Here is a 14,357-nt window from a genome sequence, read left to right as displayed (position 1 = left end):
ATTTATGTTCTCTGCCTTTTGACTGATTTAAGTATTGATTATCCAGCCTTAATTATGTTATGTTGGTAAGCTAGGGCAACAACTTGGTAGAGTTCTTTTACCCCAAATTGTTTGGTTAAATTTCCGGTATGGTAATGGCAGGTCTTTTCACTAATTTGTAAATATTCTGCGATCGCTTCTCGGCTTTTCCCTTGACAGATAAGTGTCAGAACTTTTTTTTGTCTTGGTGTTAAATTTAGAGGTAAATCATTCATCAATAACAGGAGAGGATTGATTAGGAAAGTTTAAAGTTTTCAAACATCTTTGTTTTTTTTGTATTAGTACCTTCTCGCATTTTTGGGAGCTTGTCATCAGTCTATTGAATAAATTTTTAATTCAACTTTATGGCTAACGAAAAAAATTAGAAAATCTCCTAAAATGAAAACTAAATCCTACTACGCTCAACATTTGCATAATGTATTCGCTTTCATTATTTGATGAAACTGAAATGGAAATTGTCAAAGCTTTTTGTAAAGGAAGCGTTGAGAACTCTAAGCTAAGAAAAGAGTTGAATTTGTCTGAGTCGACGATTTGTTACCGATTAAAAGCTATTCGCCTTAAAATGCACGCGAATGATCTTGAAGAATTGGCCTATAAATTTTGCTCCTTGAGATTTATTGAAGAATTTCCGTCGGATAATTTAGCTCAATACTATTCGACTTCCTTCACGGAAACTGAACAAAAAATTTTAAGGCTTATCTGTCAGGGAATTTACAAACCCCGTTTGATCGCTAATTGCATAAATTGCAAGATCAGCACGGTTAAAACCCATCTCGGCAATATCAGAAACAAGCTGCACTGTTCCAAGACGGCAGAAGTTATCATTAAAGTTTTTCAGAGCGGGATTGCCCGTAAACTCTCCGACAACGCCTCTCCTTCTTGATCTCCTGTATTGACCATCTGCCGTTTTCTAAACGGCAGAGAGTCAAAATTTAATTAAGGAATTGCTTGGTTAATTAACGAAATAATTGAAATTGTAGAGAAGCCAATGGCAAAGTGATCATTTAATTTCTGGCAAAATCATGAGTAAACTAATCCCACAGCTTATCCAGGCTCCAATTAAGTACATCAATAATTATCAACGGCTTTTTATGTTATCACTTTTGATCGCCATTATTCTCTGGCAAATTTTCAAGATAAATTTCGATTGTTCTAATAATCTTGATGAGATCATGAACTCTTCAAATTCTAGCCGAGTTGAGAAAGTGGCTTCGGCAAATTTTTTATTCTCGTTTCTGTGGGAACTAAGTTTTAATCCGAAGTCAATCAATTAGTTAATTTTTTTTTCTCTTAAATCCATTAAAGATACAATTGTTGCTCAACCTATTGGTCTTGCCAGGTAACAATTCTGTCCAATTGAGCCAACGTAATCAGTCCGTACTGCCACAAGAGCATGAAGGAAACAAATTTATTTAATTATCAAGCTTCTGATTACTTATGGTAATAGTATCAATTATTTGGCATTAACACAAGAGAGTATCCGACAATTCTTCGGTTTTCATTTATGGCTCTTATTGACATTAACGGGTCAACCTTTTTAACTCACCCCAAAACAGACCCCTTCATGTTGACAAACTCTGAAACCCTTTTAAAATAAGCTTTTTAGTATTTCAAACCCGGAGCTTGTTCAATCGGTGTTGAATAACTGTTGAATACTTGCTGACGAAGTTGTTAAATAAGCTATAAAGTAGATATATCAAGAGTTTTAGCTATTAGTTAAACCGATTTAGATATACCCTATAGAGGGGGGGAGTTCCCCGAGCTATTACAGAACTTAACAATTAACTTAATAATAATATTTATCATTTAAGGGAACACAGCACCTAAAAATAGTAATCCTCACATTCCCAACCTGTTTGTCAAACAGATAAGGCTTTTTTAGCTCCACTCTCTACGGCTTATTTTGCCTTAAATGATCCCTTGAACAAGCGGATAAATATAAAGCGGATTTATCCACTGGTAAATTCTAGTTAAAAACCGCTTTGCCTCGATTTTTAAGCAGCGTAAATTTAGCTTGTTATTAGACAATATAACAAACCTACATCCTTTAGCTACCCAAGTTATTAATTAGTGACAGGGGTGTTTAAAATCGATTTTTTAAGGGTTATTGATGCCTTAGTTAGAGAAGGTTTAACGGGTCGAATTATCATCAACTAAAGTGGGTTTGAGATATCGTTCATAAACCCAAGTTTGGGCAGGATCATTCAATAAGTAAACCCATTCAAAAACTTTAAAAACTCGCTTGACGATCATTTTTCCTCTTTGGGTTATATCATATGTGGGTATATAGCGATCAACTTTTTGTCCGATCTTAAATTTAGGAGCCGGTGCGGGTTTTGGGTCTTTGGGGCTATTGTCTTCAACCGGTGCGGCTTCCTGGGTTTCGTCGTTGGGGGTAGGCCTATCGGGAGCGGCTTGAGTTTCCTCCCCATTACCAAGTTCTAATGGTGAAGAGGAAACCATTGCCACCGGTGAAGGCGGTGATGCTTGCGGTTCAGTCGGTGGTGGACTATCCGATGGGGGTATAGGTTGGCCACCATCTCCACCGTCATCGTCCGAACCCGGCAAGCAATACATCCAACGCCTGGGGTTAACTTGCGATCGCTGCTTGGTAATTAACTGCCGGTCTTCCAACCGGTCCAGTACGGTATAGAGCGATCGCCCGATATTCAAGTATGAGTCAATTTCGCTGTAATCCAGGCCATGTGGGGCAAATCGAGCCAACAGATCTAACACCCTCTGCCCCTGCGTCCGTTTCTCCCCATTCTCATCGCCAAATTCGCCAACATATTCAAAAATCGTCTCAGATGCCCATAGATCTTTAGGATTGAGCTTGAGGATATGGCAAACGGCTTCCCCCTCGCGCGGCTTGACCCTCAACCAACGACGGGGATCTTGCTCATCATTGGGGTTAACGGCCTTGAGTTGCCATACCCCCCAGGTAGCGGCTACTATTCTGGCACTACCGCTTACTTGGTTGATTCCCTTGGCATCCGGACATTTGTTCTCATGATGTATTAATATTCCTGACGCGCCATAACTGCCGATTAAGTTTTTCAAACGGTAAATAGAACGGGCAAACTCCGGATCTTTTTCCGAAACTCCCAGATTCTCGGTAATCGAAGTTAAAGAGTCGATAATTACCAGCACCGGTTGATGCTCCGATAGGGCTACTTCTAGGGGCGATAGATCGTTGATATCTAATTTGGTCATGATCCTCAGATCGTTGCGGTTGACCAATAGGTCGAATCCTTTTGCTCGTAGCCGTCGTTTTGTGGAGTTCGGGGACTCGTCAGAGGTGACTAAGAGAACTTTGCCCTTAACTCCCGGTTGCTCCCCCAGTACGCGATCGCCGCTCAGGATCGAATAAGCTACGTCTGTAGCCAGTAAGGTTTTACCGGTCTTGGCCAGTGCCGCCAAGATAACGGTTTCCCCCACTGGCAATAACCCCGGAACGACCCAATTTAGGGCTACCGTACCGGTGTTCAAGAAATCGTCAAAGAGAAAATCCGTAACGGCGACACTTTCTAGTTCCTTCTCGATTTGTTGTGCCAGATAATTCAATTCGGACTTACTTATGCGGTAGTGGCTGCAAATTCTGCCCCTGAGCAGCGTTTTCTCGTAAATATCTCCCGTCTGCACGTAAGCCAGCACTTCCAAGCGCAGCCTGGCCTGTTCCGTATCCCCTTTAAGCTCTTTTTTGGCCGCTTCGACAAAATTTCTCTCCCATTGGTAGGGATTGATCTTTAACTCGGAGCGCAGTTGCTCAAGCTTGGCGTTCTGCTGGAGTTCCGTGCGATCGGGTTGTTTGAGAATTTGCTTGATCTGTGCGATCGCTCGGTTTAATAGGGATTTATCACCAGAGGCAATATTAATCGCCTGGGCCTGATTGACGATCAATTCTTGGATATCGGCGGGTGAATAGTTGGGATCTTCAACCCATTCGTTGATTTTATGTGAGAGTGCCTGTATCTCCCGCTTCTCCCAATGCTTTCTGACTATGTTCTTGGCATAGACATCTATATTGGCGGCTGATACAGTTCGCTCGATCAAGGTGGCTAATCGGCAAATCCCCCCAACTTGTTCTAGAAGACCTTTTTCTTCTAAGCGATGCTTAACGGTCATCAAATCTATTGGCAGCCCCTCTCGGTACATTTCTAGGGCTGTTTGATAGATGGTGGCGTGGGCGCGTACATAGAAGTGTTCGGGCGATAGGATGTCCGCCACTCGTGCGATCGCCCTCGGGTCGAATAAAATACCGCCAAGTATTAACTCTTCGGCTTCGGGGTTGGCCAAAAATTTGTGTTGTGTTGTCTTATCTATCGTTGCTGTAGTCATAATTCTCCAGGATTGAGTGGGGCTGGAGATTCCTTATTTTTAGTAAAGTTAGTCAAAGTCACTTTAAGATGAAAGTGATTATTCGTTTTGAGGCTGGTGAAGCCTCTTGGATGGAGTTGGGGAAGCGATACCTGTTAAATGAGGATCGCACTGCACAGGTTAAAATTTTAATCTGGCTTCTCGGCACTAACTTTACTCCTTGGGGAATCTCCAGCATTTTCTTTTTTTGTAACTGAATAGATGGGGGCTTTTTTGGCATAGAAACCCTGTCGGTCAACAGATTGCAATCTGATCACCGTAGCCCAATTTCCAGCAATAGGACACATGGAGTAAGTCCTATGAAACCTTACATCAGTTTCCTTAAAACTTTTGCTTTACGCCTGGGGCGATCGCTATTTGATTTCTTTCATGGCTGTAAGAAATTAATAGCCTAGGGGCAAACATTAATTTAAAACAAGATAATTGTGATGTAATCATGGTTCTCCATTAGATAATTCGTGGATAAGAACCAATGAAGGCGATTGCTGACGCTTAAAAGAGCAATTATTTAAATTTTGACCATAAATCTCACCTCAGCTACCTGTACAAGTCACGGGATAGCTGTTAGAATGATGTCATCAGAAAATTTAAATTGTTACTCTTTCATTGTCCTGCCTCCATTGATAAGTGTACAGAATAGAGAACTTGAGGTAGAACACCCGCCGAATAGGAGCTAAAGCCGTCCTGCCAAGGTACCCAACCATTAGAAGGACGGTTGTTTAGCGTTTGGGGGGTCTGGGCAGAGGTTCTCAGGGTTTGCATAAGTTCGACCTGTAATCATGCACTTTTGGGATCTAGTTTACTCTTAAATCTCCCAGAGGGGAATAGCAATTAAGAAATAGTTGCCGAGGTGGCTGGTGCAGAAGATGTAACAGAAAGTTTTAATGAGGCTTATTCTTGAACTTTGAATGTTTTAAAAAATTTCTTGTCTATTTAAATATTATTGTATCATCATGTTGGATACGAATCAATTTTTTTGTGGCAAAAAAATTTTAACTAAAGATAATGTTGTAACCGAATCAGCTACAAAAATACGAAATTTATCAGGCAGATTATGACTGTAGTAAACCTTGTATTGCAGTCCGAGATGAATTGGGGTTTTGTCCCCATTCATCTGAGGCTTCCAGAACAGCTAAATCTAAAAAAAGCTCGAAATATTTTCATAATTTCTATTTTTGATTCTCTAGTTAAAACCCCAAAAAACCAGAAGTTCGTTCTGAGCTTTTGAACAATGATACTATTGAAAAGGGAAAGTAGAATCAACGGCTTTATTGAAATTTTAGCTGAAATTTAAATCTTTTATCCAGTTTTTTCGCAGTAAAGAGAGCTTAATTATTTAAATTTAAACTCAAAGTTTAAATTTAAAATCCTAATTTTCTCCAACACCGCAGATAGCCGCATAAGCGATGGCGATCGCATCGAGCCGTTCACTCGGCTTTACTTGCAAATCAAAAAGCCCTGCTATTGTATCCGTAACATCTTCATCCGAGGCCCGAAAATCGCATACATGACATTTCCATTGATTCCGATACAGGCGAATCGGGACGATCGAGCATTCACGATAACATACCAAATCCACTACTCCTATAACCTCTAAAGCATTTTGTAGATGTTTGGGATTGATCTCGGAATCGGTATTGAGGAAGGGAATCTCGATGGCCACTTCGGTTGGACAAAATTCTCGCAGCAGCACCACTAAATCTTGTTCTAATTCCGATAAGCGTTGCGAGGTGGGGCATTTAGGGGTTGTGGTGATGGTACCGTAGTCCAACAGAGGAGGGAGTTCGCACTCGGAGTCCGCCCGTTCCAACACCGCCCACCGCAGAGTCCCCAAGGCCGGATCGATTCCCAAGGTGCGCGGTTCACCAGTTGGATTGACCGAGGTTTCCTCAGATGAGGGAATCTCTAGCAATGAAGCGATCGCTGCCTCTAAACTGGCTTGACCGGATTGCTGCTGATACTCTTCCAAGCGTTTCCAGACCGCCGGTTGAAGTCGCACGGTTTTTGGCTTTTCCTCTGGTGGGATGGATTTGCCGATGTTCGCGGTTTCCATGTAGGCCAGGTCGCCATATTTATTCTGATACAGTCGTTCGGTGGCAACCTTGTCAGTGATGCTAGAGCGAATTTTGGCCACGAACGTATGGGAGGTTTTGGTCAGTCGAGCGATTTCACGATCGCTGTATTCCCTCCATTCTAGATCGTCTAAGATCATCTTCACAGCATGACGTTTGTCGGCGATCGAGCGTCTCATCCCGTGTTCGGCGTTGCAGCCGACGGCGTAAAGGATCGCATCACGACGACTCCCGAGCGATAGCTCAACTTCTATTTCTCGAAAACCCGAGCATCGCGCCGCCTCTAGGCGATGAAAACCGTCAGCCAGCCAATAGAACTCATTTTCATCCCGAAAAACCACCACGGGAGGGAAAATGCACCCCTCTTGCAGGGCTTGGGCGTATTCGGCGATCGTCGTCGAGGATAAACCCGCCCTGGAAGAAGTTCCGCCGTCTGTTCTGATAACGGATAGAGACATTCGCATACATGACGCGCCTCAGATCAAAGAAAAGGCTACTAGAATTAGCTACATTTTTAATTTACACACATTTCAAGCTTTAAGGGCAAATCACAAAATATGTCCCCTCAAAAAGGAGCGTTGATCGTGTTGGCCGCCCTCCGTTTAGCCTCTTCGCCCCGGCGATCGTAGCGGGCGGTGGTAGCCGGATCGCTATGACCGGCCAATTTTTGCACGGTGACTAGATCGATACCGGCATCGAGAAGCCCGGAGATAAAAGTCCGTCTGAGATCGTGGGGGGAAACTTGTTCGATACCGGCATCGGAGGCGCGTTTTTGCAGAATGTACAGGACGGCTTGCCCGCTCATGCGTCTCTTGACGATGCGTTGACCTTTATTGACCGCGTAGAATAATGGCCCCGGTCTAAACCCGCGCAGGTTTAGCCATTGAACCACTAATGACGTGCCCCAATCCGGCAGATAAACGGTTCGATTTTTGCCTCCCTTGCCCTCTCTAACCTCTATTCCACCGGTACTGTGATTGAAATCAGCCAGATCTAAGGATACGACTTCGGCGCGACGTAACCCAGAACCTAGTAAAACGGCTAATAAAGCAGCGTCTCTGAAACTACTGATGGTCGATAACTCTAACAAATGGGTGAATAAAACTTGTATTTCAAGAGAGGATAGTGCCCGTCCTTTAAGGGAGGGCTGATGATTTCTAACACTATCAATTTCAATGGCATCGCTGTAATCTTCTAGGGTTATTAACTTCAATTTTTTAGCCTCTCTCAAAACTCGTCTCAAGGCGCATAGTTTGTGATTGACTGTACCGGGGGAATATTTTTGGATCAAAACGGCGCGTAGGGATGCGGTGTGCTGATAACGTAATTGCCCCCAATTGAGCGTCATGGCATCGCATTGATTATCGGTCAAAATTTGGGCAAGTTCATCAAGGTGACGGCGAACGATGGGGACGGAATTGGGGCGAAGGGTTCCCAGGTACACCGATACCGGATGAGCCGTCAGGGGTAACGGTAGAGACAATTGTAACGGGTGAGCCGCTCTTTCGACCAACTGGGTCATACAATACTGGATAAGAGAGGATATTTTAACTTTAGCTCAAACCGCCCGTGCCAAACTCCATTGCCAAAAATAACTTATTTAAAGTCTGTTTTTCATAAGCTATTTTTCGCCTAAAGAATTTCTCCCTTGGCGATCACACTGAAAAAATTGTCCGTTCACCCATAAGTTGAAAATTGTTACGCATAAGTTGAAATTAGGAGGCATATTATGAGCCAATAATTTTCAACTATGGATAAAAAATCTTTTTTAAGAGCGATTCTTGAAATTTAGTTGTAAAGTTTTGTAACTTTTAGGCTAAAAAGGTCATCAAATTTTTGGGAGTCACTCTCTGGCTTATGGTTCTAATATGCTTGGTGGTGCAGTTTTGACCGCTTCTTCCCATGCTAAACCCCACTGCTGCTCTGTGAGTTTACCGATATGTCGCAAATGTTTTTCTGGTATTGATCCAATTTCGCCCCGAGCCGAAATTCGTTTTTCGATTTTTCCTGCCTTCAGTTCCCGGTACAACTGACTTTGCGATCTCCCAAACTCGTTAATCATACAACTGAGATCTACTATCACTTATTTTTTCCGGAAAATCTTGTTAGTAATTATCAAAAGCTCCTTTCTCCTCAATTTCCGTCATATCCGCTACCTTAGACAAACCGGCTTGGGATTTTAAAACCGAATTAGCCCGTAATGGGTCGGCGGCTTTTCAGAGGTTTTGAGCAATTTTTTGAACGTTGGCACTCATAGGTATTGCTAGTACAATAACGTTTGGTATTTAAAACGTTTTATGTACAGCGTGAAAAGCTTGGAATCAGGCGATCACCAACAGGGGGGAAAATTCTAGTTTTACCCCAAGAGCGAGAAATTAGTTTCACAGACATTAACTAAATTTGCTTGCTCAACAAGAAAAAAAGTTTTCAAGACTCTTGAAGCACTACGGGCTGATGCCCATTATTATTAACAGAAATAACTTGCTGTGCCAAAATTTGCTGCATCATCTGCTCGAGTTTTTGACGTTCAATGCGTTCCCTTTCAAGCTCTTGTTTAAAACGTTCTTCCAAGGACAATATTTTAGTTTCCAACTGTTCTCTTGATTGTTGCTCCATTTCGAGTTGTTGTTTCAATTCTCCGGTTTTTTCTTCTACCAGTTCTCTTACTTCTTCTGGGGAATATTTAATCGTTGTTTTTTTGAGTAATTTGGTGGCATCTCGTCCGCTAATAGCAATCGCTTGAAATAAATCATCTTTGTAAGAGCGAATTAGTCCCGTAAATGGATCTAAAGGGCGATTATTTTCTATTGCCAATTCTTCAGTGGCTTTTTTAAGAGATGCGATCTCATCAACATCTAGCTTGAATTTAGCCGCCACGATTTGCCAATCGTATTCTTCTGTAAAAACCCCTAAATCGTAGCGGAGCTTATCCAGGTTTTCTCCAGCAACCTTTGAAGTTTCCAGAACTTCCTCTACATCACTAATCCAAGGAAGAGGGCGGTATTCTTGCATGACCTTTCCAACAGGACGACTAAACCACGAGTGCGTATGGGGCGATTCTTCTTCTTTTTTCTGTGCTAGTTCTAAAACTTGTTGCAACAACAGGTCAACTTCAGTCTCATTCCAACCTAATCGCTTGCTCAGAATATCCCTGTGCTTAATGATTTCCAGTTGAATCGGTAAACATTCGCCTTTTAATTTTTTCAAGTCAACCACTTTAATCTTCTGCTTAATAGAGTTCCATTTTAAAAGTTTTAAGGTTCCTCGCCGCACAACGGGACAAGTTTTAACCCATTCGTCCGTTAATTTTTCGAAACTAGCGATGTAAGATAGCGGTAAGTGTTCAGGGGATCTCAGTTTTTCTTCTACTTCACAAATTGCCTCTAGTGCGCTGGTAGAGGGGGTAGAAAGAGTTGCATTAATAAGTTGGTCGATTTCTATCAGTTGACCTTCTTCTAAAGTATCAAGTTCAATGTTTCCTCGCTCTTGTGCAAAAATTGTGCCGTCATCAATCGATTCCAAGACTTTTTGAAAAATTGGCTCATCTGGATCTTCACTTTTATTTCGCTGCCCGACTTGATAATTGCCGATAGGCTGCCCCAATTTCAGTAAATCTAATTTGGACTCAATGACCGTTGCTGCTGTTCTACTCTTAACACTTTTGTACCAAAAACGAATTTTATAGCCCATTTCTAGCCATTTAAACAAATTTGAGTCAGGAAAATAGTTTTGTAATAAAGCGTGGTAGAGACTCTTCTTGTGCAGTTCGCCGTCCGCCTTAACAAAATCTTCATAATCTTCTTTACATTCAATGGCGGCTATGGCTCCACATTTGTTCTGTAAGATCTGCTCGGCTTCCCCTAATTGGGCTAAATGCTCGAATAATACGCCAATTTTGGGGAGTATTTGGGAGATGATTTCAATGGCTTTCGCCACGTCTTGATCTTCAGCCAGGAAAGAAGCTTTTTCCTCGATAATTGTTGGTAAACTCAGCCGCGTGGTGTTGTCTTTACAATGGCGTGAGGCTGGTTGCTTTGACTCTTTCTGTGCTAAAATTTGTGTAGTCATGGTTCCTCTAAGAGTTACTGTGATTTAATTACTTGCAAACTTATTCAGCTATTAAAGCTGATTTTTTATTTAATAGGGTTAATAGGGAAATTTTGAGCCTTAATTTTTCTTCCATCGTTTTAAACAGTGCTTGAGATCTAACAGTCACAAGACTGAGTGTAAATAAAATAATTTTCTGTCTGTTTGTTTTCTTTAACTGATGAGTCTGTATTGGTGTTAACATAGTGGTGTTGTTAAAGGTAAGCCGAAATTATCAAGTGCTATAGTTTGATGAAACTATAGTACCAATGGCTATTTTGGATTACTCTGGATTTTAGCACACAAGTCTGAGTAAATTAATATTTTTTTTTCTGGCAATTTAACTCCCCCGACGCTGGCAATTAAGCTAAGGTTCAACTCGCTAAAAATTGAGAATTCCTGAGCAAATTCTATCTAAAGGAGGAAGTATTATCAAGCAATCCCCTAGGGTTAAATCTAAGTTAGAGCAAGGGCAAGAAGTGGTAAAGTGGGTTTTTTAAATGTTGTCAATTTGGTAAAAAACCTTTCCCTGTTGGTTAATAATTTTTTTATATTTTGGCAAAGTTAGCCCGGCTTTGCTTCCATCGGGACTTTTGTAGCGTAGGATTTCCGTTACTTGAATATAACCTTCTTCAGTTTCTGCTTCGCTGGTTTCCAAAGAAAAATTCTCGCTGCGCCCATATATATCTTTGCAATAATTAAGCAGCTTCATTTCAACTTCATCGGGATTTACAGGTATAGAAATAATTGAGCGAACACCATAGCTAAGTAATTTGGTTAAAATTTGTGGATTATTAATTTGTTCGGGATTTAATAAAGCAATAAATCCGTATAATAAGCGGCATCTAGCCAACCCCCAACTCGAGATTAACGTTTCTAAAAATTTTTCCCAATCTCCCAAGGTTTTATCTTCTTCAAAATTAGAATAAAGTTCAAAAGCTACTCCATGAATTTTATTAGAATATTCAAAATGAGTTGCGCTAAATGACTCTATAACAAAAATATTGTTCCTAGCAATAATGCTTAAAGCCTCTCTGTAAGAAGAGGCCACTTTAATCATAAAGGCTAAATCTCTTCCATTTTTTTTTAAAGTCTGTTGAAATTTTTCGGGCGATATACCTTGAGGAGGATTATACATATCAGCTATTTGTATTCCCATAGCTGGATTAGAAGGCGTAATGAATAGAATATTAAAAATTGTATCCGAACTAACATCTTCTCTGATATGGATGATTTTATCTTCTTTTTTTATTCTACCCACTGATTTCGTTGATTATTTATTGAGCTATTTAAAGATATTAACATAATTTTTTCGCGCCTCTTTTTAAGAACAAAGAAAATTTTATCTCCCAATGTTATGTATAAGTCACAAATGTTATGTATAAGCCACAAATGTTATGTATGAACCACAAATGTTATGTATAAACCACAAAAGGGGCGAAAATTTTAATTTTTAAGTTTAGGATTAAGGATGGCCCAACAGATATAATCTTGAGAATTAATGGTAAAATTGATTGATAAGTGAGTGAGTGAGCAAAAGCCAATTGTCTCTAGCATACAAATTAAATTCGGTCGCGCCATCCAACAGCGTAGAAAGGAACTAAATCTAACTCAAGAAAATTTGGCGCATCGAACAGGACTGGATCGTACTTATATTGCTAATATTGAAACGGGAAAAATCAATATCTCGCTTAGGAATATTGAAAAACTGGCTAAAGGTTTAAGTATTTCTTTATCAGATTTATTTAAAAATTGTGCTCTTGATGGAGAACCCTCTCAAGATTAACGGTTGTTAAAGCTGAAACTCCAAGTTACTGATTGATTTTCTTTTTTAATTTTTAAAATTACTTTATATTTTTTGAGGAGATTCTGGATAGCTTGGAAAGTGCTGAATTTAGGCTCATAAAGAATTTTAATAACTATCATTAAAGTTTGAGTCGATTGATTAGATTTTATTTCAATCCATTGGGAGTTGTTTAACTTAGATTCTCTAGTCGTTACACCATCAAAAGAACTGACGGCCTCATCTAAAATTTTTATAAGTAAACAAATCATGTCTTCTATGCTTATTTTGATGCCGATTTCTTCAAGCGATTCTCTAATAAGACTATTTTTCAGGTCAATTTTATAAGAATCAAAAATAATAGGGTTAATTAACCAGATAGCCCAATCTATTGTAGATTTAAGGCTTTGATCATTCAATTGATTATTAGGAACATCATAATAAGGATTAATTAAAGCGGCTAAGTTGGAAAAATAGCTATTTAATAAGAGAATCATCATTTCTAAAGAGTATTGTGATTCATTTAAATGATGCTCTATTAAATCAGGCATTTTCGGGGCGTTAGTTGAACTTAATAAGTCAGAATCAAATAAAGCAAAATATTCTTTCTTGATCAATTTAAAATTAGTCCGTATGTTATTGACTAATGGTTTGAGCCGCTTGGATAATAAGTGAGATGTTAACTCAACCTCAAGAAAACTCGAACTTTCTTTTTCTTTTTGAGCCGCTTCTAAAATAATCACCAGTAAAAAAGATAGAAAAAGAGAAAGTAGAGGAGGAATGACAGGAATCCAATAGCCGTAGAGAAAAAAGATAAATGCCAAAATTATATAAATGAGAGAAAATACTGAAGGAAGCAAGATTAAAAATTTTAAAGAATCCTTGGGAATTAACAAAAGTAAGACCGTTGGATAAACTAAGATTAATATTGAGATAAAAGGCTCTCCTAACGGTTTAATGAGTGGCCGCCCATCCAAGGCAGCACGAATGATCTGGCTGGCTATATGAGCCTGAACTTCAACTCCGTTAACTTCTCTAGGCGTATCGGTTGACTGCCGGTTAAAAGGAGTCAAAAATTTATCTTTTAGAGAAGGCGCAACCGTACCGACAAGAACAATTTTATTTTTAAAAATTGTCGAATCAAACTTTCGCTCAAAAACTGTTCCGACAGAAATTATTTGAAAAGGTTTTTCTTGAGAGTTACTTTTTCGCCAATTAATCAAAATTTGATAAAGATAACTGTCGGCTTTGGTATAAGGGCCTGTTAAATTTTTAAAGGGTTCAAATATTACTCCATTTAAGGATAACCATGAATTATTTTCTCCCCCGTGTTCGTCGGAGATCCCATGTTTGGTCAGATAAATCCTCGCCACAGCCCAAGCTAAAGAAGGAAGCGCCGTGTCGGTATTGGGAAACAAAAATCCTCGTCGGAGAACCCCGTCTCCGTCAATTATGAGGCTGACATCGCTGATTTGCTCGGAATTAATGGGTGGAGGAGCGATTTGATCAAAGTCGGGGTCGCCCTCTTCCCCTGTCTGCTTCCCTACACCAATAATATGAGGATTCTTGCGAAAAATATCTATCAGTTCTTGGTGCCCTGGGGGTACGGGGTATTGGTCAAATAGGGGTTGACCTTTTTTTTGCATCTGGTACAGTTCGTGGTAGGAAGGGGCGGCGGGAAAATCTCGAAAAAAATCAACGCCTATCGCGCTAGGTTTTCCTTGATTAATTTTTTCTAAAAGCGAAGCGAGTTGACGGTCTGAAAGACGGGTACTTTCTAACCTTTTGATATCTTCTTCAGAAAACCCGACGATTAAAATTTGATCTTCAGAAGGCTCAGACGGTTTTAATTGAAAAAAAACATCCCATAGCAACCATTCCGAATATTGTAATCCTCCTAATAATCGCCACAACCCAACTATTAAAGATGAGCCAAGGATAATCCCCGCTTTTAAGGCAATTTTTTGACGGTTTTGGCTAAATGAAAATGGCATAAAAAG

13 protein-coding genes are annotated in these 14,357 nt (G+C 40.2%); 3 read left to right on the top strand and 10 right to left on the bottom strand.

The annotated features are described in order from the left end of the window. Positions 1 to 38: 38 nt before the first annotated feature. A complete protein-coding gene (locus CYAN7822_RS30645; RefSeq protein ID WP_013334818.1) occupies positions 39 to 254 on the bottom strand; it encodes a response regulator transcription factor in 216 nt (71 codons plus the stop codon). Between the two features lie 233 nt (positions 255 to 487). Between CYAN7822_RS30645 and CYAN7822_RS30640 the strand changes: the two genes are divergently transcribed. Continuing rightward, on the top strand, positions 488 to 922 hold the full coding sequence (locus CYAN7822_RS30640) for a response regulator transcription factor (RefSeq protein ID WP_157872021.1): 435 nt from the start codon (positions 488 to 490) through the stop codon (positions 920 to 922). 440 nt (positions 923 to 1,362) lie between these two features. Here the strand turns inward: CYAN7822_RS30640 and CYAN7822_RS36360 are convergent, their stop codons facing one another. Then, the gene (locus CYAN7822_RS36360) at positions 1,363 to 1,434 is read right to left on the bottom strand and encodes a DUF2949 domain-containing protein (protein WP_071881462.1); all 72 of its coding nucleotides are present in this window, start codon (positions 1,432 to 1,434) and stop codon (positions 1,363 to 1,365) included. Between the two features lie 735 nt (positions 1,435 to 2,169). Further along, positions 2,170 to 4,377, bottom strand: coding sequence for an AAA family ATPase (locus CYAN7822_RS35035; protein WP_013334816.1), 2,208 nt, complete (start codon positions 4,375 to 4,377; stop codon positions 2,170 to 2,172). 68 nt (positions 4,378 to 4,445) lie between these two features. Here CYAN7822_RS35035 and CYAN7822_RS38205 point away from each other — a divergent pair, with 68 nt between their 5' ends. After that, entirely contained in the window at positions 4,446 to 4,613 is a 168-nt protein-coding gene (locus tag CYAN7822_RS38205) for a hypothetical protein (RefSeq protein ID WP_157872020.1), read from the top strand. Between the two features lie 406 nt (positions 4,614 to 5,019). Here the strand turns inward: CYAN7822_RS38205 and CYAN7822_RS38200 are convergent, their stop codons facing one another. The 6 genes from CYAN7822_RS38200 to CYAN7822_RS30600 all read right to left on the bottom strand — a co-directional run bounded on the left by CYAN7822_RS38200 (position 5,020) and on the right by CYAN7822_RS30600 (position 11,835). Further along, positions 5,020 to 5,178, bottom strand: coding sequence for a hypothetical protein (locus CYAN7822_RS38200; RefSeq protein WP_013334814.1), 159 nt, complete (start codon positions 5,176 to 5,178; stop codon positions 5,020 to 5,022). Positions 5,179 to 5,785: 607 nt separating this feature from the next. Then, positions 5,786 to 6,469 (bottom strand): crossover junction endodeoxyribonuclease RuvC, encoded by a 684-nt coding sequence (locus CYAN7822_RS39840; protein ID WP_245602837.1) that lies wholly within the window; start codon positions 6,467 to 6,469, stop codon positions 5,786 to 5,788. Between the two features lie 584 nt (positions 6,470 to 7,053). Continuing rightward, positions 7,054 to 8,010 (bottom strand): tyrosine-type recombinase/integrase, encoded by a 957-nt coding sequence (locus CYAN7822_RS30615; protein WP_013334812.1) that lies wholly within the window; start codon positions 8,008 to 8,010, stop codon positions 7,054 to 7,056. A 333-nt stretch (positions 8,011 to 8,343) separates the two neighbouring features. Beyond that, entirely contained in the window at positions 8,344 to 8,571 is a 228-nt protein-coding gene (locus CYAN7822_RS30610; protein ID WP_013334811.1) for a hypothetical protein, read from the bottom strand. A 344-nt stretch (positions 8,572 to 8,915) separates the two neighbouring features. After that, a complete protein-coding gene (locus tag CYAN7822_RS30605; RefSeq protein ID WP_013334810.1) occupies positions 8,916 to 10,556 on the bottom strand; it encodes a hypothetical protein in 1,641 nt (546 codons plus the stop codon). 514 nt (positions 10,557 to 11,070) lie between these two features. Continuing rightward, a complete protein-coding gene (locus CYAN7822_RS30600) occupies positions 11,071 to 11,835 on the bottom strand; it encodes a hypothetical protein (RefSeq protein ID WP_013334808.1) in 765 nt (254 codons plus the stop codon). A 264-nt stretch (positions 11,836 to 12,099) separates the two neighbouring features. Between CYAN7822_RS30600 and CYAN7822_RS30595 the strand changes: the two genes are divergently transcribed. Beyond that, positions 12,100 to 12,360, top strand: a complete 261-nt coding sequence (locus CYAN7822_RS30595) for a helix-turn-helix domain-containing protein (RefSeq protein ID WP_013334807.1) — start codon at positions 12,100 to 12,102, stop codon at positions 12,358 to 12,360. Here the strand turns inward: CYAN7822_RS30595 and CYAN7822_RS35025 are convergent. Next, positions 12,357 to 14,351: a CHASE2 domain-containing protein gene (locus tag CYAN7822_RS35025; RefSeq protein WP_013334806.1), complete on the bottom strand. Its 1,995-nt coding sequence runs from the start codon at positions 14,349 to 14,351 to the stop codon at positions 12,357 to 12,359. The two genes, CYAN7822_RS30595 and CYAN7822_RS35025, sit on opposite strands and share 4 nt — an antisense overlap. Positions 14,352 to 14,357 lie beyond the last annotated feature (6 nt).

The sequence above is a fragment of the Gloeothece verrucosa PCC 7822 genome (assembly GCF_000147335.1).
GTDB lineage: Bacteria > Cyanobacteriota > Cyanobacteriia > Cyanobacteriales > Microcystaceae > Gloeothece > Gloeothece verrucosa.
Note: the sequence above shows the minus strand (reverse complement) of the source record. Positions and strands in the feature narration are given on the sequence as shown.